We start from the raw sequence: 20,655 nt of genomic DNA, 5'->3' as shown, positions 1-20,655 counted from the left end.
GGTGCGGGCCGGGCAGAGAGGGTGCGCTGCGCGCGCCTCCCCCGAGGTATTTTGAGCCAGATGAAACATCATAAGACCGCCGCCAGCAGCATAAGCAGCGTGGCCCCAAAGCCCACCGCCCAAATGAGCGAGCGCCACGGGCGCAGGCCGAAATAATAGGCGGGAATATAGGCCACACGGGCGGCAAGGTAGGTATAGGCGCAGGCGGCGGTGACGGGGCTCGATGTTGCACCGAGCGTGACGACCACAACCGCGATGGTAAAGAGGATCAGCCCCTCGAAATGGTTGGAAAGCGCGCGGCCAAGGCGGGCGGTTTTCGGCGAGAGTTGTTTGGACGGCTCGCGGTCGCGCGCGGACATGGTGTAGCCCGGCCCAAGCTCGAGATTGGCCGGGATGGCGTAAAGCACGAACTGCACGGCTTGCAGCAGAGCAGCGAGGGTGAGGGCGGTGAGTTCGGGGGTCATGAAGAGCCTCATGTGATAAGGCGCGCAATGAATGCGCGCCCTACGGGAAGGGTGCGCATGTGTTGCGCACCGATCACAAATCCATCAGCAACCGGCGGGGATCTTCGAGCGCCTCTTTGACGCGCACGAGGAAGGTGACAGCGCCTTTGCCGTCGACGATGCGGTGATCATAGCTGAGCGCCAGATACATCATCGGGCGGATCACCACCTGACCGTTGATCGCCATGGGGCGGTCCTGAATCTTGTGCATACCCAGAATGCCAGATTGCGGCGGGTTGAGGATGGGCGAGGACATCAGCGAGCCATAGACGCCACCATTCGAGATGGTGAACGTGCCGCCCTGCATTTCCGCCATGCTGAGCTTGCCATCACGGGCGCGGGCGCCTTTTTCGGCGATGGCCTTTTCAATCGCGGCAAAGCCCATCTGATCCACATCTCGGATCACCGGCACGACAAGGCCGGTGGGCGTGCCTGCGGCGACGCCCATATGCACGAAGTTCTTGTAAACGATGTCGGTGCCGTCGATCTCGGCATTGACCTCGGGTACTTCTTTGAGGGCATGCACACAGGCCTTGGTAAAGAACGACATGAAGCCAAGGCGCACGCCGTGCTTCTTGTAGAACTCGTCTTTGTACTGGTTGCGGAGCGCCATCACCTCGGTCATGTCCACCTCATTATAGGTGGTGAGCATGGCGGCGGTGTTCTGGCTGTCCTTGAGGCGGCGGGCAATGGTCTGGCGCAGGCGGGTCATCTTGACGCGCTCTTCGCGGGCCACATCCTCGGCCGGGGCGGGGGCGCGCGGCGCTTGGGCGGGGGCGGCAGCAGCGGCGGGGGCCTGTGTGGCAGCGGCTGCGGCGCGGGCCACATCCTCTTTCATCACGCGGCCATCACGGCCCGAACCCTGCACCTGATCGCGGCTAAGACCGGCCTCGGCCATGGCCTTTTTCGCGGCGGGGGCATCCTCGACATCCTTGCCACTTGCAGCGGCAGGCGCTGCGGCCTCTTCGGCCTTGGGGGCGGCGGCAGGGGCGGATGCCCCGGAACCGGACGACAGGATCGCAAGTTTGCCACCGGCCTGCACGGTCGTGCCCTCAGCGGCGAGGATTTCGGTCAGCGTGCCCGCAGCGGGGGCAGGCACCTCGACCGACACCTTGTCGGTTTCCAGCTCGCAGAGCATCTCGTCGGCGGCCACCTGATCGCCGACCTTCTTGAACCATGTCGACACGGTCGCCTCGGTCACGCTCTCGCCCAAGGTGGGCACCATCACGTCAACGCTGCTGCCGGTGTCGGCGCTGTCACTCTTGGCGGGTTTCTCGGCCTTGTCGGCCTTGGCCGGGGCGGCTTTGGCCTCGCCTGCGGAAATGGTGGCAAGCAGCGCATCGACGCCGACGGTCGTGCCCTCTTGGGCCACGATCTCGCCCATGGTGCCAGCGGCGGGGCTTGGCACCTCGACAGTTACCTTGTCGGTTTCCAATTCGCACAGCATCTCGTCGGCGGCGACGGGATCGCCGGGTTTCTTGAACCATGTGGCGACGGTCGCCTCGGTCACGGATTCGCCAAGGGTGGGGACGCGGACTTCGGTGGTCATGGGTTAGTTCCCTTCGATGGTCAGCGCGGCATCAACCAGCGCTTCTTGTTGTGCTTTGTGCTGTTTGGCGAGGCCCGTGGCGGGCGAGGCCGAGGCGGGACGCCCGGCATAGGTGGGCCGCAGATGCTTGGCCTTGATGCGGGTCAGAACCCATTCGATATTGGGCTCGATAAAGGACCAGGCCCCCTGGTTCTTGGGCTCTTCCTGACACCAGACCATTTCCGCACCTTTGAAGCGCTCCAACTCCTTGACCATGGACATGGCCGGGAACGGGTAGAACTGTTCGAGCCGCAGAAGATAGACATCGTCGATCCCGCGCGCATCGCGTTCCTCGAGCAGGTCGTAATAAACCTTGCCCGAGCACATGACGACGCGACGGATCTTGTCATCCGCCACCAGTTTGGTTTCGGAATTGCCGTATTGCGCATCATCCCAGAGCACCCGGTGAAAGGACGACCCGGTGGTGAACTCTTCGGCCTTGCTCACCGCCATCTTGTGCCGCAAAAGCGATTTCGGCGTCATCAGGATGAGCGGCTTGCGGAAGGTGCGATACATCTGGCGGCGCAGAATATGGAAGTAATTCGCAGGCGTGGTGCAATTGGCCACGATCCAGTTATCCCCGCCACACATGGTCAGGAACCGCTCGAGCCGGGCCGAGGAATGTTCCGGCCCCTGCCCCTCATAGCCATGCGGCAAGAGGCAGACGAGACCGGACATCCGCAACCATTTCGATTCCCCCGACGAGATGAACTGATCAAACATGATCTGCGCGCCATTGGCGAAATCGCCAAACTGCGCCTCCCACAGGGTCAGCGCGTTGGGTTCTGCCAGAGAGTAGCCATATTCAAAACCAAGCACCGCATATTCCGACAGCATCGAGTCGATGACTTCGTATTGCGCCTGCCCTTCACGGATATGGTTCAGCGGGTAATAGCGGTCTTCGTTGTCCTGATTGATCAGGCCGGAATGCCGCTGGCTGAAGGTGCCGCGCGTACAGTCCTGCCCCGAGAGGCGGACGCGGTAGCCCTCGGTCAGGAGCGAGCCAAAGGCCAGCGCCTCGGCGGTGGCCCAGTCAAAGCCGCTGCCCGTCTCGAACATGTTTGCCTTGGATTCAAGCAGCCGCTCAACCGTTTTATGAAGCGGTACGCCTTCGGGTGCCGTGCTGAGCGCGCGGCCCACTTCGGCCATGGTCTCGGGCTTGATCGCGGTCTCGCCGCGCTCATACTTGCCGCGATGGGCATTGAGATCGGCCCATTTGCCATCCAGCCAGTCGGCCTTGTTCGGGCGGTAATCCTTGCCCGCCTCAAACTCATCCGCGAGATAGGCCTGAAAGGCGGTCTTCATATCCTCGATCTCGCCCTCGGGGATGAGGCCATCCTTTACCAGCCGCTCGGTATAGAGGCTGAGCGTGGTTTTTTGCTGTTTGATCTTCTTATACATCACCGGGTTGGTGAACATGGGCTCGTCGCCCTCGTTATGCCCGAACCGACGATAGCAGATCATGTCGATCACCACGTCCTTGTGGAATTTCTGGCGGTATTCCGTGGCGACGCGGGCGGCATGCACACAAGCCTCGGGATCGTCCCCGTTGACATGGAAAATCGGCGCCTCGACCATCAGCGCGATATCCGTGGGATAGGGCGACGAGCGGCTGAAATGCGGCGCGGTGGTGAAACCGATCTGATTGTTCACCACGATATGAATGGTGCCGCCGGTGCGATGCCCCTTGAGGCCCGACAGGCCGAAACACTCAGCCACAACGCCCTGACCGGCAAAGGCCGCATCGCCATGCAGGAGGATCGGCAACACCTTGATGCGGTCGATGTCGCTCAACTGATCCTGCTTGGCGCGGACCTTGCCCAGAACCACCGGATTGACCGCCTCCAGGTGACTGGGGTTGGCGGTCAGCGACAGGTGCACCTTGTTGCCGTCGAATTCACGGTCCGATGACGCGCCAAGATGGTATTTCACATCGCCCGAGCCATCGACCTCTTCAGGCTTGAAACTGCCGCCCTGAAATTCGTTGAAAATCGCGCGATAGGGCTTGCCCATCACATTGGCCAACACCGACAGGCGGCCGCGATGCGGCATGCCGATCACGATATCCTGCACGCCCAATTGCCCGCCGCGCTTGATGATCTGCTCCATCGCGGGAATGAGGCTCTCGCCGCCATCCAGACCAAAGCGCTTGGTGCCCATGTATTTGACATGCAGGTATTTCTCGAAACCTTCGGCCTCGACCAGCTTGTTCAGGATCGCCTTGCGCCCGTTGCGGGTAAAGCTGATTTCCTTGTCATAGCCTTCGATCCGCTCTTTCAGCCAAGCAGACTGCTCAGGATCGGAAATATGCATGTATTGCAGCGCGAAAGTGCCGCAATAGGTGCGTTTCACAATGGCGAGAATCTCGCGCAGGCTGGCAATCTGAAGCCCCAGAACATTGTCGATAAAGATCGGGCGATCCATGTCGATCTCGGTAAACCCGTAGGATTTCGGGTCAAGCTCGGGGCGGTTCGGCGTCTCGCGCAGGCCCAGCGGATCAAGATCGGCGGCCAGATGCCCCCGGATCCGGTAGGCGCGAATAAGCATCAGCGCGCGCACGGAATCAAGCACGGCGCGTTTCACGTCTTCGTCGCTGACGTTCACACCCGTCTCAGCGGCCTTGGCGGCGATCTTCTTGCCCGCATCTTTCAACTCGGGCTCGGCGGGCCATTCCCCCGTCAGCGCCGCGGTCAGGTCATCCGACGGCATGGGGGGCCAATCGGCCCGCGCCCAAGAGGGGCCAGCGGCCTCGGCCTTTACATCGTCATCACCATCGCCCAGCGCGTCGAAAAAGCTTTTCCACGCCGCATCGACCGCGTTCGGGTCATTGGCATAGCGCGCATAAAGCTGCTCGAGATACTCGGCATTATGCCCCTGCATGAAGGAGGAGGCATGAAAGAGGTCGTTGGGGGATTGGTCGGTCATTTCAGATGTCCTTTTCGCAACATGCTCCGGGCCTGACCCGGAGCCACCCAGCCGCGCGGCGGCCCCGGGTCAGGCCCGGGGCGCGCGCGAACGGGCCTTTACCCAATCGCCTTGAGCACGGCCTCGCCGAGGCCAGCGGGGCTTTCGGCCACGGTGATGCCGGCGGATTTCATGGCTTCGATCTTGCTCTCGGCGTCGCCTTTGCCGCCCGCGACGATGGCGCCGGCGTGGCCCATGCGGCGGCCCGGCGGGGCGGTGCGCCCGGCGATAAAGCCTGCGACGGGTTTCTTGCGCCCGCGCTTGGCCTCATCCTTGAGGAATTGCGCCGCTTCTTCTTCCGCGCTGCCACCGATTTCACCGATCATGATGATCGACTGCGTTTCGTCATCCGCGAGGAACCATTCCAGGACGTCGATATGCTCGGTGCCCTTGATCGGGTCGCCGCCGATGCCCACGCAAGTCGACTGGCCAAGGCCCACATCCGAGGTCTGCTTGACCGCCTCATAGGTCAGCGTGCCCGAGCGGCTGACCACGCCGACGCTGCCGCGCCGGTGGATATGGCCGGGCATGATGCCGATCTTGCAGGCGTCGGGCGTGATGATGCCGGGGCAGTTCGGGCCGATGAGGCGCGATTTCGACCCTTCAAGCGCGCGCTTGACGCGCATCATGTCCAAAACCGGGATGCCTTCGGTGATGCAGACGATCAGCTCCATCTCGGCATCAATCGCCTCGAGGATACTATCGGCGGCGAAGGGCGGCGGCACGTAGATGACTGAGGCGTTGGCCTCTGTCACATGCTTGGCCTCATGCACCGAGTTGAACACGGGCAGGTCGAGATGCGTCGTGCCACCCTTGCCGGGGGTCACGCCGCCGACCATCTGGGTGCCATAGGCGATGGCCTGTTCAGAGTGGAATGTGCCCTGAGAGCCGGTAAGGCCCTGACAGATCACGCGGGTATGTTTGTCGACGAGGACTGCCATTTTGTTTGGCTCCTGAGTTCTGCGGCGGGGCCGCGTTATGGTATGGTCGGATGATCCGGGGCTCCGCCCGTTCGCGCCTCAAACGCTCCACCGGAGCGTTTGCCGGGGCCAAGGCCCCGGACCGGCGCTCACCCCTTGACGGCCTTAACGATCTTCTGCGCGCCGTCTTTCAGATCATCGGCGGCGATGACGTCGAGGCCGGAGGTGTTGATGATCTCCTTGCCCTTTTCGACATTGGTGCCTTCGAGACGGACCACGAGCGGCACTTTCAGCCCCACCTCTTTGACCGCAGCCACCACGCCCTCGGCGATCACATCGCAGCGCATGATGCCGCCGAAGATATTGACGAGGATGCCCTTCACTTGCGGATCAGAGGTGATGATCTTGAAGGCCTCGGTGACCTTTTCCTTGGTCGCCCCGCCGCCCACGTCGAGGAAATTGGCGGGCTCGGCGCCGTAGAGCTTGATGATATCCATCGTCGCCATCGCCAACCCCGCACCATTGACCATACAGCCAATCTCGCCATCGAGCGCGATATAGTTGAGGTCGTATTTCGACGCTTCCAGTTCCTTGGGGTCTTCTTCGGTCGTGTCGCGCAACTCGGCGATGTCCGCGTGCCGGTAAATGGCGTTGGAATCAAACCCCATCTTGGCGTCGAGGCATTTCAAATCGCCTTTGTCCGACACGATCAGCGGGTTGATCTCGAGCATCTCCATATCTTTGTCGAGAAAGAGCTTGTAGAGGATACCCATGAGGTTGACGCATTGCTTGACCTGACCGCCGGTGAGGCCAAGGTTGAACGCGATGCGGCGACCATGAAACGGCTGATAGCCGGTCGCGGGATCAACGCTGAAGGACAGGATTTTCTCAGGCGTCTTTTCGGCGACTTCCTCGATATCCATGCCGCCCTCGGTCGAGCAGACAAAAGACACGCGGCTGGTCTGGCGATCCACCAAGAGGGCCAGATACATCTCTGTCTGAATACCGGAACCATCCTCGATATAGATGCGGTTCACTTGCTTGCCCGCCGGGCCGGTCTGTTTGGTTACAAGAGTGCGGCCCAGCATGCGCTTGGCCTCTTCGGCGGCGTCTTCCACGGAACGGGCCAGACGCACACCACCGGCTTCACCGGCGCCTGCCTCTTTGAACTTGCCCTTGCCACGGCCACCAGCGTGAATCTGCGCCTTGACCACCCAGATCGGGCCATCAAGCGCACCAGCGGCGGTCTTGGCCTCTTCGGCGCGCAGAACCACACGGCCATCCGACACCGGGGCGCCGTAAGAGCGAAGCAGGGCTTTCGCCTGATACTCATGGATATTCATCAAACTGTCCCGTTTTGCTGCGATTGGGACAGGGTGTGGCATATATTCCGCGCATTTATAAATCGTTTTTTGCGGAATGACAGGTTTTGGCGCGAAAATCGTCATTTTGTGATCACACGGCTAAATCGTGTGATCACAAATCAGAAATTGGCCATAGTGCCGTGCCAGAAAGAATCAGGGCCGAACGTATGTCGGCCCTGATCCAGAAGCGTTAAAAGCAGGCGATCACACCAGCGAGGGGTCGATTTCCTTGCAGGCCTTGACCAGACCTTTGACCGCATCGACGGATTTGTCGAACATATCCTGCTCGTCCTTGGTGAGCTTGATGTTGACGATCCGCTCGATCCCGCCCGCGCCGATCACGGTCGGCACGCCGACATACATGTCCTTCAGGCCGAATTCGCCATCGCAATAGGCCGCACAGGGCAGCACGCGTTTTTGGTCCTTGAGATAGGCCTCGGCCATCTCAATCGCAGAGGTCGCGGGCGCGTAAAAGGCAGACCCGGTCTTCAAGAGACCCACGATTTCCGCGCCGCCGTCACGGGTGCGCTGCACGATGGCATCCAGCTTCTCTTGGGTGGTCCAGCCCATCTCGATCAGGTCCGGCAGGGGAATACCAGCAACGGTGGAATAGCGCACCGAGGGCACCATCGTGTCGCCATGACCGCCCAGAACAAAGGCCGTGACATCCTTCACCGAGACGTTGAATTCCACGCTGAGGAAATGGCGGAAGCGGGCGCTATCCAGCACACCGGCCATGCCACAGACCTTGCTTGCGGGCAGGCCAGAGAATTTCTGAAGTGCCCAGACCATCGCATCAAGCGGGTTGGTGATGCAGATCACAAAGGCGTCAGGTGCGTTGGCGGCAATGCCCTCGCCCACGGATTTCATGACCTTGAGGTTGATCCCCAACAGGTCATCGCGGCTCATGCCCGGCTTGCGCGGCACACCGGCGGTCACGATGCAGACATCGGCACCCGCGATATCAGCGTAGGATTGCGTGCCTTTGAGCGTCGCGTCGAACCCTTCAGAGGGGCCGGATTCCGCGATGTCGAGCGCTTTGCCCTCGGGGGTGCCTTCGGCGATGTCGAACAGGACGATATCGCCCAGTTCCTTGAGCGCGGCGAGATGGGCGAGGGTGCCGCCGATCTGTCCGGCGCCGATCAGCGCAATCTTGGGTCTGGCCATTGGATAGTCTCCATCGGTTGAAAAGTTGCGCTTGGGCGTAGTCCGAAATCTGCGCGCTTGCAAGGGTGCTGCACTGCGGCGGATTTTCGGCGTGACAGCGGGATGCGGTCGTATACCGTGAAAGTACAGGCAGAGACATAGGTTAGGAGCCGAAGCGATGAACGTCGAGGTGGTGGCAATCGGGGTGTTCGCGGCGCTGTTGGCGGGGGTGTCCAAGGGCGGTTTCGGCTCTGGTGCGTCCTTTGCGGGGGCGGCGATTCTGGCGCTCTTTGTTCCGCCGGCGATGGCTTTGGGCATCATGCTGCCAGTCCTGATGCTGATCGACGTGGCCACCCTGCGCCCCTATTGGCGGCAATGGGGACGGCTTGAGGTGACGATGCTGATCCTTGGCGGGGTGCCGGGGATCGGGCTTGGGATGCTGTTCTATCGCAGCGCCGATGCCGATCTCTTGCGCCTTTTGATCGGGGGGATCGCGCTGATCTTTGTGCTTTGGCAGACGGTTCTAAAGGCGCGGGTGATGCGCCGGGGGCAGGCCCCTTTGCCGGGGTGGAGCGGGGTTTTGGCGGGGCTGGTGGCCGGGTTCACCAGCTTTGTCAGCCATGCAGGCGGGCCGCCTGCGGCGGTGTATCTGCTGTCGCGCGGGCTGGACAAGACGCGCTATCAGGCGACCACGGTCTTGATGTTCTTTGTCTTCAACATCGTCAAAGCGGTGCCCTATGGCATGCTGGGGCTTTTCACGCGGGAAACGCTGATGATCGACCTGATCTTGGCCCCCTTTGCCCTTTTGGGGGCGTGGATCGGCGTGCGCGCGCACCGGATCATGCCGGAACGCGCGTTTTTCGCGGTGACCTATGTGTTGCTCACGATCACCGGGGCCAAGCTGATCTGGGATGGCGTATTCTAGGCCCCTTTGCCCGGTTTGGCTGCGGTGTCGGCCGTGGCCTCGAACGCCTGACCGCTGGCCACAAGGCAGGTGATGCCATCGCTGCCCGTTACCGTGATCGTCCAACTGCCAGAGGTGTCCGAGGCAAAAACCTCGACCACCATGTTATTGGCCCCAAGCCCCATGGAATGCCGCGTTTCGCCATAGGCATCGGCCAGACGCTCGACCACCCTGTCGCGCGGCGCGCATTGGCCCGATTGCGCCTGTGCCGGGGCATGTGCCAGCGCTACAGCGCTCAGACCGGCCATCACTGTCTTGATCATCCGTCACCCTTTCTCTTGGGTTGGTCCCCCGACCGTTGCAGGGCCGATCATGCCGAAACAAAGATGAACAGGGGGTTAACGGCCCCATCCGCCCCCTGTTGCGGCGGCATCGCTGCATTGCGGCGAAAAAGCGCTTGAACATTTCCGCCAAAAAATGCCATTCCTGCGCAAGATTATTACCGCAGTCAGAATCCATCAAAGGGCAGACCCATGGACAGCAGCATGCATCCCTACCGTTCGGTGCTATACATCCCCGGCTCGAAAGAGCGCGGGCTGGAAAAGGCGCGGGATCTGCCCACGGACGCGATCATCTTTGACCTTGAAGATGCGGTCGCCCCCGATGCCAAGGCAGCCGCACGCGCCACACTGGTCGAGGCCCTGCGCCAAGGCGGCTATGGCTATCGCTACAAGATCGTGCGGATCAACGCGCTGACCACCGAATGGGGGCTAGAGGATGCCCGCGCCCTGCGCGATGCCGGGGCCGATGCGATCCTCTTGCCCAAGGTCAATACACCCTCGGACATTGACAACCTGTCGGATGTGATCGGCACCGACCTGCCCGTCTGGACCATGATGGAAACCCCCGTGAGCGTGTTCAACGCCCGCGAAATCGCGGCCCACCGGCAGGTAACCGGGTTGGTGGCGGGCACCAATGACCTGATCAAGGATCTGGGCTGCCGGGTGCGCGCCGACCGGATGCCGCTCTGGGCCTCGCTTCAAATGATCGTGATGGCGGCGCGCGCGGCGCGGATCGTGGCGGTGGACGGGGTCTACAACCGCTTTCGCGATGGGGACGGGCTCAAGTTCGAATGTGAACAGGGGCGCGACCTCGGCTTTGACGGCAAGACGCTGATCCATCCCGCGCAGCTTGAAATCGCCAATACCGCCTTTGCCCCCACCAATTCCGAAATTGAACTGGCGGGACGTCAGATCGCAGCCTATGAAGAAAGCCGCGCCTCGGGTCAGGGGATTGCCGTGGTAGACGGGCAGATCGTCGAGAATTTGCACGTTGTGTCCGCGCAGCGCATCCTGGCCAAAGCACAGGCGATACGGGAAATGGCAGCGGAGTAACCCCCATGTTTTACCTCATCCTCGGGCTGATCCTTTGGATCGCGGCGCATCTCTTCAAACGGGTGGCCCCCGATCTGCGCGCAAGGATGGGGAACGCGGGCAAGGGCGTTGCCGCCCTCGGCATCCTTGCCGGTCTGGTGCTGATGGTGATCGGCTATCGGCAGGCAGATTTTATCAACGTCTGGTATCCACCCAGCTGGACCGTGCATATCAACAACCTGATGATGCTGGGCGCGGTGTTTCTCTATGGCATGAGCGCCACCAAAGGGCGGCTGCGCGGGGCCATGCGGCATCCGCAACTGACAGCGGTCAAGGTCTGGGCGGTGGCGCATCTGTTGGTCAATGGCGATCTGGCCTCGCTCATCCTCTTTGGCGGCCTGCTGCTCTGGGCGGTGCTTGAGGTGGTGGTGATCAACAAATCCGAGACGTGGAACCGCCCCAAACCGGGCGAGGCCAAGCGCGACATCATTCTCGTGGTCATTACGATCGTGCTGTTCCTCGTCATGACCGCTATTCACAACTGGCTGGGCGTCTGGCCGTTTCCGGGGTAATCCATGAAACTCTATCGTTTTCTCAGCGCCGATGACACGTCGGAGTTCTGTCACAAGGTGACGGCTGCGCTCAACAAGGGATGGGCGCTTTACGGCGATCCCACCTATGCTTTTGACGCGGCCAATGGCGTGATGCGCTGCGGGCAGGCCGTGGTCAAGGACAAGGACGGCACCTATACGCCCGACATGAAGTTGGGGGAACAGTGAGCATGGCCAAGACCAATCCGGGCCGGTTTTTCGAGGATTACACCATCGGGCAGGTGATCCGCCATGCGGTGCCGCGCACCGTATCGGGGGGCGAGCGCGCGCTCTATCACGCGCTCTATCCGGCGCGCCATGCGATCTATTCCTCGGATGAATTCGCTCAGGTCTGCGGCCTGCCTGCCAGCCCCATTGATGATCTGGCGGCGTTTCATATCGTGTTCGGCAAATCGGTGCCCGACATTTCGCTCAATGCCGTGGCCAATCTCGGCTATGCAGAGGCACGCTGGCTGCGCCCGGTCTATTCTGGCGACACGCTGCGCGCGCAATCCGAGGTGATCGGGCTCAAGCAGAATTCCTCGGGCAAGACCGGGGTCGTCTATGTGCGCACCACCGGCTTTAACCAACACGACCTGCCGGTGATGGAATTTGTCCGCTGGGTCATGGTGCGCAAGCGCGATGAGACGGCCCCGGCCCCCGCCGATACCGTGCCGCACACCGCGGCCTCAGTGGCCGCCAGTGATCTTGTCATCCCCGCAGGCCTTGATTTCACACAGTATGATTTCACCCTCGCCGGAGAGCCGCATCGCTGGGGCGATTACGAGATTGGCGAGCAGATCGATCATGTCGATGGCGTGACCATCGAGGAGGCCGAGCATATGATGGCGACGCGCCTCTGGCAGAACACCTCCAAAACGCATTTCGACGCCACACCGCGCGCCGATGGCAAGCGGCTGATCTATGGCGGGCATGTGATCTCGATGGCGCGGGCGCTGTCGTTCAATGGCCTTGCCAATGCGCAGATGATCGCGGCGATCAACGCAGGAAGCCACGCCAACCCGTGCTTTGCGGGCGATACCGTGCGCGCCTGGTCCGAGGTTCTGGACCGGGCCGACACATCCGCACCGGGGGTGGGCGCATTGCGGCTGCGGCTGGTGGCAACCAAGGGCGGCGCGCCCTTTGACCTGCGCGGCGCGGATGGCAAACATCTGCCGCATGTTCTGTTGGATCTGGATTACTGGGTCTTGATGCCGAAATAAACCGGCTCAGAACCGGCGCAAGATATCCTGCAACTCGGGCTCATCGACAAGTTTCGCCGCCTTGCGCGGCGTGACCCAAAGCCGCCGACGCTCGCGCGCTTCGGGGAAACGGTCGCGCATCTCATCGTCGCGCAGGCGCACCTTGTATAGCTCGGCCTCGACCGGCAGGGTGCGGCCATCGCGCAAACCCTTGTGATAGACAAAGCGCCCGATGAACCGCGCCTTATCGGCATCGGCGCGCACGCCCGCCTCTTCCCACGCTTCTTGCAACGCGGATTGCGCGGCGGTCAGCCCCTCGATGGGCCAGCCCTTGGGAACAACCCATCGGCCCGTGTCGCGGCTGGTGATCAGCAGAACCTCCTTGCGCCCCTTGTGCTTGCGCCAGCACAGCGCCGCCACCTGCCTGCGGGGCAGAACAGCGTCAGCATCGACCGCGCCGGGCGCGGTCTGAGGAAAGAGTTGGTTCATTGTGGTTTTGCTCTGCTCGGGCAAATTTATCTGCCTCAAGAATATAAGACATTTCACCACAGAATACAAATCACGGGATATTTCGGGGTTTGGCACGCAAGGTGGGATCAGCCTCGGTCGGGTCCTCGGGCCAGGGGTGGCGCGGATAGCGCCCGCGCATATCCTTGCGCACATCCGCATAAGAGCTGGACCAAAACCCCGGCAGATCAAGCGTGGTCTGCACCGGGCGATGTCCCGGCGACAAAAGCGTCACACGCAACGGTGTGCGCCCGACCGTGGGATGCGTGGTCTGGCCGAACATTTCCTGCAATCGCAGCGTAATTTCGGGATACTCGCCGCTATAATCAATCGGAATCTTGCGGCCCAGCGGCGTGGTGAACTGCGCCGGTGCCGCGCGGTCCAGCATCTGCATCTGGTCCCAATCCAGCCGCGCGCGCAGCGCATCAAGCATCTCGAACCGCTTCCACTCCGGCGCGCTGCGCACGTCCCGAAGATAGGGCAAGAGCCACTCGTCCAGCCCCGCCATCAGCGCCGCCTCTGACATATCCGGCAGATCCGCCCCCCCGTCGCGCACAAGCTGAACGCGCGCCACAAAACGCCGGGCGGGATCGCTCCACGCCAGCCCCAGATCGCGCACCCCGTCCAGCATGGCGCGCGCGATACGCTCCTCTGGTGCATCCAGCCAATGGCGATCATCCAGCACCAGCGCGCCAAACCGTTCCTGTTTGCGCGCGATCACCCGCCGCTCGCGCCGATCCCAGAGGCAGACATTCTGCCACGCGATCCGGTCCGCAAAAAGCCCGCGAATCTCTGCCTCGGAAATTGCGATAGCCTGCCGGATGCGCGCCTCGCGCGGGTCGCCATCCAGATCGGTGGCGACGATCAGCCGGGTCTGCGCCATCGGGTCGCCCTCGGGCAGAACAGCGCCCTTGCCCCCCGACAGCACATAGCGCGGAGCATCCCCTTTGCGGCGCAGCCCGATCCGGTCAGGATAGGCAAGGGCGGCACATTCGGCATCGCTGCGCCTGCCTTGGCCCCTGCCCTTGGCCTGCGCTGCCAGACGCCGCGCCTCGGTCTTGATCCGCTCGAGCGGACCGCGATTGACCACATGGACATAGCGCGCCTCAAAGGCGCGCAGGTCGCGCACCGCACTCAGCCGCAGCGCCAGATCAACCGGCGCACCGCGTCCCAACGGATCACGCTCGGCCAAAAGCGCCGCCAGCGCCGCCGCCTCTGGCCCGGCAGAGGCCAGCATATGCGCCAAGCGCGGATGCAGCGGCAACGCCGCCAACGCCTTGCCATGCGGGGTGATCCGGCCCGTGGCATCGAGCGCACCCAACATCTCCAAGAGCGCGCGCGCCTCGGCATAGGCGCCGGGATTGGGCGGCGTCAGCAGCGGCAAATCCTCAGGGGCAGCGCCCCAAAGCGCCAGCTCCAGCGCCAGCCCCGCCAAATCCGCCGCCTCAATCTCTGCCGGGGCAAAGGCCTGCAACGCCCCCTCTTCCCCGCGCGTCCAGAACCGGTAGCAGCGCCCCTCGGCCACACGGCCTGCGCGCCCTGTGCGCTGCGTTGCCTCGGCGCGCGTCACCGCCTCCGTCACCAAGCGCGACATGCCGGAACCGGGATCAAACCGCGCGCGCCGCGCCAACCCGCCGTCGATCACCACGCGAATATCCTCGATGGTCAGCGAGGTTTCGGCAATCGACGTTGCCAGCACGATCTTGCGCCCCTCTGAAATCGGCGCAATCGCGGCCCGTTGCGCCGCAAACTCCATCGCCCCAAAAAGTGGCCGCACCTGGCAATCACCGGGCAGGCGTGCGCGCAGCAGCGTTTCAAGGCGTCGGATTTCCCCCTCGCCGGGCAAGAACACAAGAACGCCGCCGGCTGTCTCGGCCACCGCCTCGCTCACCAGATCGGCCAACGCATCCTCGAACCGGCGCGTCTTGGGCCGGGGACGGTCGCGCCAGCAGATCTCAACCGGATAGTTGCGCCCCTCCGAGGTAATAACAGGCACATCCCCCATAAGCTGCGCCATCGGCGCGGCATCAAGCGTGGCCGACATCACCAACAGGATCAGATCGTCGCGCAGCGCCCCCGCCACCTCAAGACACAGCGCCAACCCCAGATCAGCATTGAGCGAGCGTTCGTGAAACTCGTCGAAAATCACCGCACCCACGCCGCGCAACTCGGGGTCCGATTGGACCATGCGGGTCAATATCCCCTCTGTCACCACCTCGATCCGGGTCTGCGGCCCCACTCGGGCCTCGCCGCGCACCCGGTAGCCCACGGTTTCACCGGGCTTTTCCCCAAGGCTCTGCGCCATCCGCTCGGCGGCGGCGCGGGCAGCAAGACGGCGCGGCTCCAACATCAGGATGCGCCCCTCCGTCAGGCCAGCTTGCAACATTTCAAGCGGCACCACCGTGGTCTTGCCCGCACCGGGCGGGGCCTGAAGCACGGCACGCCCCCGCGCGCGCAGCGCGTCGATAAGGGCAGGAATGGCCTCTTGAATGGGAAGATCGGGCGTCATGCCCGCGTTATCGGGCATCGGCGCGCCCTTGGCCAGAGGGTTGCCCGCCCTCACCTCTGGACAAGGGCCGGTGGCCCAAGGCATGAAGGCAGGCGACAGCAAGAAGGGCAGCGCATGGATACCGCCGACATCGCACAAAAGATCATCTCCGGCGACCGGCGGGCGCTCGCCCGCGCAATCACCCTGATCGAAAGCGCGCGGGCCGATCACAGAACGCAGGCCGCAGCCCTGATGGAGGCGTTGAAATCCGCCGGCAAGCAAGCGGTGCGTATCGGCCTCTCGGGCACGCCCGGCGTGGGCAAATCCACCTTTATCGAGAGTTTTGGCCTCATGCTGACGGCGCAGGGCCTGCGCGTGGCCGTGCTTGCGGTTGATCCGTCCTCGGCGCGCTCGGGCGGGTCGATCCTTGGCGACAAGACGCGGATGGAACGGCTCAGCCGCGATCCGGCGGCCTTTATCCGCCCCTCCCCCAGCCAGAGCCATCTGGGCGGCGTCGCACGCCGCACCCGCGAGGCGGTGGCCCTCTGCGAGGCCGCCGGGTTCGACGTGGTGCTGATCGAGACGGTGGGCGTTGGCCAATCCGAAACGGTGGTTGCGGAAATGTCCGATCTTTTTGTCCTCTTGCTTGCCCCGGCCGGTGGCGACGAGTTGCAGGGCGTCAAGCGCGGCATCATGGAAATGGCCGATCTCATCCTTGTGAACAAGGCGGATGGCGATCTCAAACCGGCGGCGATGCGAACCTGTTCGGATTACGCAGGCGCATTGCGGCTTTTGCGCAAACGACCGCAGGACCCAGAGGGCTATCCCAAGGCGATGACCGTTTCAGCCCTCCAAGACGAGGGGCTGCACAGGGCATGGGATGAGATGACCGCATTGGTGAACTGGCGGCGCGACACCGGGCATTTTGACGGTCGGCGGGCAGAACAGGCGCGCTACTGGTTCGGCCAAGAGGTGCGTCAAGGCCTTTTGGCGCGGCTCGAAACCCCGGCAGCCCGCGCCACGATGCAGGACTATGCGGCCCGTGTAGCAGCAGGCGAGATGACACCCACCATTGCCGCCGCAGAGGTCTTGCGCCAGATCGACAGCTGAATTTCTATTTGGCGTCCGGCGCTTGGATATAGACCCCCTCAGGCAGGTCCAGCGCCGCGCGCAAATCGCGCAACTGCCCCATCGACAGGGTGATTTTGTGCAGGCTATCAGTGCGCGGATCATATTGCTCGATCGTCACGCATTCCTCAAAGGCGTTGATGATCACATCCTCACCCAAGGGGGCTGCCCCCTCGTCAACAAGGGTGATCACAGTGGCGTCGAATTCGTGCTCGATGGAAAACATATCCCCAGCCTACCGCGTTGGCGGGTCTTTGCAAGCCCGGACTGGTGTGCTTGAAAAGACCTGTCAGAGGTGCGAAACCCTGCTAGAACAAGTGAATAGACGAGGGCTAGCAGAGGGTTTGGAATGCGTTGGATAACAGTGCTCGGGCTGGTCGCCTTGGTGGGCTGCGTCGAGGTGGTCGACCAAGGGCCGGTCAACAGGCCCGCACCGCAAGCAACACAACGCCCCGTGGCGGCGACCCCATCGCGCGCGCAGGTCCAGCAATTCATCACGGTTGTTCAAAGGGTTGAACCGGTGGCCGAACGCGAATGCCGCGCGCGCTCGCCGCAGTCCAATTGCGATTTCCGCATTGTCGTGGATGATCGGCCCGGGCAACCGCCCAATGCCTATCAGACCCTTGATCGCAACGGTCAGCCCATTCTGGCCTTTACCCTGCCTTTGATCGCGCAGGTGCGCAATCCGGATGAACTGGCCTTTGTCATGGGTCATGAGGCGGCGCATCACATCTCGGGGCATATCCCGCGCCAACAGCAAAACGCCGCAGCGGGCGCGATTCTTTTGGGTGGCTTGGCGGCGATCACCGGCGCAAGCCAGACAGTGGTGGATCAGGCCCTCGACATCGGTGCCGGGGTGGGCGCGCGCAGCTATTCCAAGAATTTCGAGCTTGAGGCGGATGCCCTTGGCACGGTCATCACCCATCGCGCCGGGTATAATCCGGTGCGCGGCGCAGAGTTCTTTAGCCAGCTTCCCGATCCCGGCAATCGCTTTTTGGGCACCCATCCGCCCAACGCACAGCGTATCGAAACCGTGCGCCGGGTGGCCGCCGGTCTGTGACATGCGGCAGTTAAAGGGCGTCGTCAGCGACCGGGGGTCGACCTATGCGGTCTCTGGCGGCATGGCACAGGACCGCGCGGAAGTAGACGATTTCCTCAAGGCCTTGAAGAAAGACAAGAAATTCGCCCGCGCCACGCATAACACCTGGGCTGTACTGCTCAGGGATGGCACCCCGCTCAAGGGCGACGACGGCGAGGCCGGGGCGGGGCAAGTGATCCTACGCATGTTGGAACGCGCCGATTTGCGCGATCATGTGATTGTCGTAACCCGTTGGTATGGTGGCAAGAAACTGGGCGGCGACCGGTTTCGCCACGTGCAGGACTGCGTGCGACTTTACCTTGAGGACGGGGCGATTTGATTCAGGTCAAAGCAGCCCCCCCAAACTCAGGGCACAGTGAGGGCGCAGCAAAGGGGCAATCACATGCAAAGCACTTCAACCTTGAAACGCCACGCGCAATTGGTGGATCGGATGGCCAATAGCTTGGGCGTCGATCTGGAACAGAAAATCATGGAAGGTCAGATGACCTTTGACACCTTGGGCGATGTGGTCTTGGCCTGCACCGGCTGCGTCAATCCCGAGACCTGCGAAAAATGGCTCCAGCAGAACAAGACCGCGACGGCAACGCCGGATTTTTGCCGGAACACTGATGTCTTTTCCCTGCTGATGGCGGGCAAGCACGCCTGAGCGCGCGCGCTCTGGCCCGGATCCAAAACGCCCTTGCGCCCCGTCAGAGGCGGGTCGCGAGGGCCGATGCGATGCCAAGGAAAAAGCACCCGCTGGCAAAGGCCACGAAGAGGTGCCAGATGGCATTGGCGAACCGCAGGCTCTCCCACCTGTAAAACACCACCCCAAACGTATAAAGCAGCCCTCCCGCCAGCAACAGCGCAAGGCTATGTGCCGGAAGAATCGGCGTAAGCGGGATAAACAGCGCCACGCCGATCCATCCCAGCGCCACATAGGGCAACCATCCCGTTGGCATCTGCCCGCGCTTGGCCCGGATCTTGGTCGCGGCCCCAACGATGGCCAGCACCCAGACCAACGCAAGCACCACATAGCCAAAGGCAGTGCCCAAAAGCACGCTGAGCGGCGTGAAGGTGCCCGCGATTTTCACATAGATCGCAGCATGATCCAGACGGCGCAAAATGGGCCGCGCGGCGGTATGGGCATAAAGGTGATAGGCCGCCGAGGCCCCCAGCATCATCAAAAGCGCACCGGAATAGACGATGGTCGAGGCCAGCGTCACCCCGTCCATGCGCAGCGCCCACATGGCGAATAGCACGGCAACACCGGTAAGCGCCGCCAGCAGACCAGCAATATGCACCGCCCCGTCAGCAAGACGTTCGGCACGGGAATAGGCAGGATAGGACATATCGATCATCCGGTCTGTTTGGCAGAAGAGTATTAATTTTTCTATGCGTTGTCTCACGATATGGCCGGAGTTTTCCGAAATTCTTGGCGTTTTGAGCGTGACGTTGCGGCAATCCCAAGACAGCGTGCCCTAGAATCGAGTCGCACCCCGCCGCAGGATTTGCGATACTAGCCCCCGAAATAAAGGAGTGTGATCATGCAACGCCGTCATGTTCTGGGTCTGGTGAGCGCCGGAATGCTCGCCCTTGGCTGGCCTGTCGCAGCACAGCCCACGCAGATGAACGCGGCCGAAATCACCGCGCTCTTGTCTGGCAACACCATTGTCGGAAGCTGGTCAGGCACTGACTATCAGCAGTATTTTGCTGCCGATGGCAGCACGGTCTATATGCTGGGCGATGGCCGCCGCGACGATGGACAATGGCGCGTAAACGCCGAAACCAACGACTATGAAAGCTGGTGGCGCAGCACCGGCTGGACCCCCTACGCCATGGTGCGCACCGAGGCAGGCGGCTATGCCTGGATCAATGGCGACCGGCTCGAACCCTTCGAGATTCTGAACGGGCGCCAGATCGAGTAAGCGCCCGCGCCCTAAAAGCGCGAGCGACCTTTCCCAAACTCAGTTCACCAGATTGGGCGGCGTTTCCCCGGCAAAAAAGGCGCGCAGGTTTTCGACCGCCATCAGCCCCATCGCCTCGCGCACCTCAAGCGCTGCGGTGCCCAAATGCGGCAGAAGCGCGACATTCTCCATCGCCTTGAGCGCGTCCGGCACAATCGGTTCACGCTCGTAAACATCGAGACCCGCCCCGGCGATGCCCCCCTCTTGCAAGGCCGCAATCAGCGCCGCCTCATCCACCACATCGCCCCGCGCGATATTGATGAAATGCGCGGTCGGGCGCATCGCGGCAAACACCTCGGCATTGATAAGATGCCGGGTTTCCGCCCCTCCGGGCACCGCCACAACAAGAATATCCGCCGTGGCCGCAACCTCTTCGATCGAGCCAAGCTGGCGCGCGTCGAAATCAAGCGGCTTGGCCGAGCGGTTGTGATAGACAACCGACATGCCAAACCCGAAATGGCAGCGCTTGGCAATCGCCTGCCCGATGCGGCCCATACCGATGATCCCCACCGTCTTGCCACTCACATGCAGGCCCAGCATCTGCGTCGGGTTCCAACCCGGCCATTTGCCAGCGCGCACCAGCCGCTCGCCCTCGCCCGCGCGGCGCGCGGTCATCAGCATCAGCGTCATGGCGATATCGGCGGTGGCATCGGTCACAGCACCGGGCGTGTTGCTGACCGCGATGCCCATGGCACGGGCGGCGGCGACGTCGATATGGTTATAGCCCACGCCAAAGTTGGCGAGGATACGACAGCGAGAATTCTCAGCCTCGGTAAAGACATCGGCCTGAAACATATCGCCCAGCGTCGGCAAGATGCCATCATAAAGCGCCAGCGCGCCCCGCATCTGGCCCGGCTTGAGAGGAGTATTGTCGTCGCGTATTTCTACGTCGAAATGGCGGCGGGCCTCTTCAAGCACGCGGTCGGGCATGGG

22 protein-coding genes are annotated in these 20,655 nt (G+C 62.5%); 10 read left to right on the top strand and 12 right to left on the bottom strand.

Annotation, left to right across the window (positions count from 1 at the left end):
• Positions 1-68: 68 nt before the first annotated feature.
• The 6 genes from ROSMUCSMR3_RS12410 to mdh form a co-directional block, all read right to left on the bottom strand.
• Positions 69-464: an MAPEG family protein gene (locus ROSMUCSMR3_RS12410; protein WP_081507495.1), complete on the bottom strand. Its 396-nt coding sequence runs from the start codon at positions 462-464 to the stop codon at positions 69-71.
• A 73-nt stretch (positions 465-537) separates the two neighbouring features.
• Positions 538-2,052: a 2-oxoglutarate dehydrogenase complex dihydrolipoyllysine-residue succinyltransferase gene (gene odhB / locus ROSMUCSMR3_RS12405; RefSeq protein ID WP_081507494.1), complete on the bottom strand. Its 1,515-nt coding sequence runs from the start codon at positions 2,050-2,052 to the stop codon at positions 538-540.
• Between the two features lie 3 nt (positions 2,053-2,055).
• Positions 2,056-5,016 (bottom strand): 2-oxoglutarate dehydrogenase E1 component, encoded by a 2,961-nt coding sequence (locus tag ROSMUCSMR3_RS12400; protein WP_081507493.1) that lies wholly within the window; start codon positions 5,014-5,016, stop codon positions 2,056-2,058.
• A 98-nt stretch (positions 5,017-5,114) separates the two neighbouring features.
• The gene (gene sucD / locus ROSMUCSMR3_RS12395; RefSeq protein WP_008279485.1) at positions 5,115-5,996 is read right to left on the bottom strand and encodes a succinate--CoA ligase subunit alpha; all 882 of its coding nucleotides are present in this window, start codon (positions 5,994-5,996) and stop codon (positions 5,115-5,117) included.
• A gap of 128 nt (positions 5,997-6,124) precedes the next feature.
• Positions 6,125-7,318, bottom strand: a complete 1,194-nt coding sequence (gene sucC, locus ROSMUCSMR3_RS12390; RefSeq protein WP_081507492.1) for an ADP-forming succinate--CoA ligase subunit beta — start codon at positions 7,316-7,318, stop codon at positions 6,125-6,127.
• A gap of 225 nt (positions 7,319-7,543) precedes the next feature.
• Positions 7,544-8,506: a malate dehydrogenase gene (gene mdh, locus ROSMUCSMR3_RS12385; RefSeq protein ID WP_081507491.1), complete on the bottom strand. Its 963-nt coding sequence runs from the start codon at positions 8,504-8,506 to the stop codon at positions 7,544-7,546.
• Between the two features lie 157 nt (positions 8,507-8,663).
• Between mdh and ROSMUCSMR3_RS12380 the strand changes: the two genes are divergently transcribed.
• Positions 8,664-9,410, top strand: a complete 747-nt coding sequence (locus tag ROSMUCSMR3_RS12380; RefSeq protein ID WP_008279488.1) for a sulfite exporter TauE/SafE family protein — start codon at positions 8,664-8,666, stop codon at positions 9,408-9,410.
• Here the strand turns inward: ROSMUCSMR3_RS12380 and ROSMUCSMR3_RS12375 are convergent.
• Positions 9,407-9,712: a hypothetical protein gene (locus ROSMUCSMR3_RS12375; protein WP_081507490.1), complete on the bottom strand. Its 306-nt coding sequence runs from the start codon at positions 9,710-9,712 to the stop codon at positions 9,407-9,409. The genes ROSMUCSMR3_RS12380 and ROSMUCSMR3_RS12375 overlap by 4 nt on opposite strands.
• 210 nt (positions 9,713-9,922) lie before the next feature.
• On the opposite strand from ROSMUCSMR3_RS12375, the gene ROSMUCSMR3_RS12370 reads away from it, so the two are divergent.
• The 4 genes from ROSMUCSMR3_RS12370 to ROSMUCSMR3_RS12355 are packed head-to-tail and all read left to right on the top strand — an operon-like array spanning position 9,923 to position 12,575.
• Entirely contained in the window at positions 9,923-10,783 is an 861-nt protein-coding gene (locus tag ROSMUCSMR3_RS12370; protein WP_008279491.1) for an HpcH/HpaI aldolase/citrate lyase family protein, read from the top strand.
• A 5-nt stretch (positions 10,784-10,788) separates the two neighbouring features.
• On the top strand, positions 10,789-11,334 hold the full coding sequence (locus ROSMUCSMR3_RS12365; RefSeq protein WP_008279492.1) for an NnrU family protein: 546 nt from the start codon (positions 10,789-10,791) through the stop codon (positions 11,332-11,334).
• Positions 11,335-11,337: 3 nt separating this feature from the next.
• A complete protein-coding gene (locus ROSMUCSMR3_RS12360; protein WP_008279493.1) occupies positions 11,338-11,541 on the top strand; it encodes a DUF1737 domain-containing protein in 204 nt (67 codons plus the stop codon).
• A gap of 2 nt (positions 11,542-11,543) precedes the next feature.
• Positions 11,544-12,575, top strand: a complete 1,032-nt coding sequence (locus ROSMUCSMR3_RS12355; protein ID WP_008279494.1) for a MaoC family dehydratase — start codon at positions 11,544-11,546, stop codon at positions 12,573-12,575.
• A gap of 6 nt (positions 12,576-12,581) precedes the next feature.
• On the opposite strand, the gene ROSMUCSMR3_RS12350 is transcribed toward ROSMUCSMR3_RS12355, so the two are convergent.
• Positions 12,582-13,043, bottom strand: a complete 462-nt coding sequence (locus tag ROSMUCSMR3_RS12350) for an NUDIX hydrolase (protein ID WP_081507489.1) — start codon at positions 13,041-13,043, stop codon at positions 12,582-12,584.
• A 70-nt stretch (positions 13,044-13,113) separates the two neighbouring features.
• Entirely contained in the window at positions 13,114-15,570 is a 2,457-nt protein-coding gene (hrpB, locus tag ROSMUCSMR3_RS12345) for an ATP-dependent helicase HrpB (protein WP_081508621.1), read from the bottom strand.
• Positions 15,571-15,684: 114 nt separating this feature from the next.
• Here hrpB and meaB point away from each other — a divergent pair, with 114 nt between their 5' ends.
• Positions 15,685-16,659, top strand: a complete 975-nt coding sequence (meaB, locus tag ROSMUCSMR3_RS12340) for a methylmalonyl Co-A mutase-associated GTPase MeaB (RefSeq protein ID WP_081507488.1) — start codon at positions 15,685-15,687, stop codon at positions 16,657-16,659.
• 4 nt (positions 16,660-16,663) lie between these two features.
• Here meaB and ROSMUCSMR3_RS12335 read toward each other — a convergent pair whose 3' ends face one another.
• Positions 16,664-16,903 carry a hypothetical protein gene (locus ROSMUCSMR3_RS12335; protein ID WP_008279498.1) on the bottom strand — a complete coding sequence of 80 codons (240 nt, stop codon included), beginning with the start codon at positions 16,901-16,903 and terminating at the stop codon, positions 16,664-16,666.
• A gap of 123 nt (positions 16,904-17,026) precedes the next feature.
• On the opposite strand from ROSMUCSMR3_RS12335, the gene ROSMUCSMR3_RS12330 reads away from it, so the two are divergent.
• The 3 genes from ROSMUCSMR3_RS12330 to ROSMUCSMR3_RS12320 all read left to right on the top strand — a co-directional run bounded on the left by ROSMUCSMR3_RS12330 (position 17,027) and on the right by ROSMUCSMR3_RS12320 (position 18,422).
• Entirely contained in the window at positions 17,027-17,737 is a 711-nt protein-coding gene (locus tag ROSMUCSMR3_RS12330) for a M48 family metallopeptidase (RefSeq protein ID WP_008279499.1), read from the top strand.
• Position 17,738: 1 nt separating this feature from the next.
• The gene (locus ROSMUCSMR3_RS12325; RefSeq protein WP_081507487.1) at positions 17,739-18,095 is read left to right on the top strand and encodes a YigZ family protein; all 357 of its coding nucleotides are present in this window, start codon (positions 17,739-17,741) and stop codon (positions 18,093-18,095) included.
• Between the two features lie 63 nt (positions 18,096-18,158).
• On the top strand, positions 18,159-18,422 hold the full coding sequence (locus tag ROSMUCSMR3_RS12320; RefSeq protein WP_037296779.1) for a DUF6455 family protein: 264 nt from the start codon (positions 18,159-18,161) through the stop codon (positions 18,420-18,422).
• A 43-nt stretch (positions 18,423-18,465) separates the two neighbouring features.
• On the opposite strand, the gene trhA is transcribed toward ROSMUCSMR3_RS12320, so the two are convergent.
• Positions 18,466-19,116, bottom strand: coding sequence for a PAQR family membrane homeostasis protein TrhA (trhA, locus tag ROSMUCSMR3_RS12315; protein ID WP_081507486.1), 651 nt, complete (start codon positions 19,114-19,116; stop codon positions 18,466-18,468).
• 186 nt (positions 19,117-19,302) lie between these two features.
• Between trhA and ROSMUCSMR3_RS12310 the strand changes: the two genes are divergently transcribed.
• Positions 19,303-19,683, top strand: a complete 381-nt coding sequence (locus ROSMUCSMR3_RS12310) for a hypothetical protein (protein WP_008279503.1) — start codon at positions 19,303-19,305, stop codon at positions 19,681-19,683.
• 39 nt (positions 19,684-19,722) lie between these two features.
• Here ROSMUCSMR3_RS12310 and ROSMUCSMR3_RS12305 read toward each other — a convergent pair whose 3' ends face one another.
• Positions 19,723-20,652 (bottom strand): 2-hydroxyacid dehydrogenase, encoded by a 930-nt coding sequence (locus tag ROSMUCSMR3_RS12305; RefSeq protein WP_420541232.1) that lies wholly within the window; start codon positions 20,650-20,652, stop codon positions 19,723-19,725.
• Positions 20,653-20,655 lie beyond the last annotated feature (3 nt).

The organism is Roseovarius mucosus (genome assembly GCF_002080415.1).
GTDB lineage: Bacteria > Pseudomonadota > Alphaproteobacteria > Rhodobacterales > Rhodobacteraceae > Roseovarius > Roseovarius mucosus_A.
This window is presented reverse-complemented; position numbering and strand designations above follow the sequence as displayed.

Coding starts and splice junctions, on each gene's coding strand:
- ROSMUCSMR3_RS12355 (WP_008279494.1), top strand. CDS start 11,544: ATGGCCAAGACCAATCCGGGCCGGTTTTTCGAGGATTACACCATCGGG.
- sucC (WP_081507492.1), bottom strand. CDS start 7,318: ATGAATATCCATGAGTATCAGGCGAAAGCCCTGCTTCGCTCTTACGGC.
- ROSMUCSMR3_RS12375 (WP_081507490.1), bottom strand. CDS start 9,712: ATGATCAAGACAGTGATGGCCGGTCTGAGCGCTGTAGCGCTGGCACAT.
- odhB (WP_081507494.1), bottom strand. CDS start 2,052: ATGACCACCGAAGTCCGCGTCCCCACCCTTGGCGAATCCGTGACCGAG.
- ROSMUCSMR3_RS12400 (WP_081507493.1), bottom strand. CDS start 5,016: ATGACCGACCAATCCCCCAACGACCTCTTTCATGCCTCCTCCTTCATG.
- ROSMUCSMR3_RS12330 (WP_008279499.1), top strand. CDS start 17,027: ATGCGTTGGATAACAGTGCTCGGGCTGGTCGCCTTGGTGGGCTGCGTC.
- ROSMUCSMR3_RS12335 (WP_008279498.1), bottom strand. CDS start 16,903: ATGTTTTCCATCGAGCACGAATTCGACGCCACTGTGATCACCCTTGTT.
- ROSMUCSMR3_RS12350 (WP_081507489.1), bottom strand. CDS start 13,043: ATGAACCAACTCTTTCCTCAGACCGCGCCCGGCGCGGTCGATGCTGAC.
- ROSMUCSMR3_RS12380 (WP_008279488.1), top strand. CDS start 8,664: ATGAACGTCGAGGTGGTGGCAATCGGGGTGTTCGCGGCGCTGTTGGCG.
- ROSMUCSMR3_RS12310 (WP_008279503.1), top strand. CDS start 19,303: ATGCAACGCCGTCATGTTCTGGGTCTGGTGAGCGCCGGAATGCTCGCC.
- trhA (WP_081507486.1), bottom strand. CDS start 19,116: ATGATCGATATGTCCTATCCTGCCTATTCCCGTGCCGAACGTCTTGCT.
- ROSMUCSMR3_RS12410 (WP_081507495.1), bottom strand. CDS start 464: ATGACCCCCGAACTCACCGCCCTCACCCTCGCTGCTCTGCTGCAAGCC.
- ROSMUCSMR3_RS12365 (WP_008279492.1), top strand. CDS start 10,789: ATGTTTTACCTCATCCTCGGGCTGATCCTTTGGATCGCGGCGCATCTC.
- ROSMUCSMR3_RS12360 (WP_008279493.1), top strand. CDS start 11,338: ATGAAACTCTATCGTTTTCTCAGCGCCGATGACACGTCGGAGTTCTGT.
- meaB (WP_081507488.1), top strand. CDS start 15,685: ATGGATACCGCCGACATCGCACAAAAGATCATCTCCGGCGACCGGCGG.
- ROSMUCSMR3_RS12320 (WP_037296779.1), top strand. CDS start 18,159: ATGCAAAGCACTTCAACCTTGAAACGCCACGCGCAATTGGTGGATCGG.
- ROSMUCSMR3_RS12325 (WP_081507487.1), top strand. CDS start 17,739: ATGCGGCAGTTAAAGGGCGTCGTCAGCGACCGGGGGTCGACCTATGCG.
- hrpB (WP_081508621.1), bottom strand. CDS start 15,570: ATGACGCCCGATCTTCCCATTCAAGAGGCCATTCCTGCCCTTATCGAC.
- ROSMUCSMR3_RS12370 (WP_008279491.1), top strand. CDS start 9,923: ATGGACAGCAGCATGCATCCCTACCGTTCGGTGCTATACATCCCCGGC.
- sucD (WP_008279485.1), bottom strand. CDS start 5,996: ATGGCAGTCCTCGTCGACAAACATACCCGCGTGATCTGTCAGGGCCTT.
- ROSMUCSMR3_RS12305 (WP_420541232.1), bottom strand. CDS start 20,652: ATGCCCGACCGCGTGCTTGAAGAGGCCCGCCGCCATTTCGACGTAGAA.
- mdh (WP_081507491.1), bottom strand. CDS start 8,506: ATGGCCAGACCCAAGATTGCGCTGATCGGCGCCGGACAGATCGGCGGC.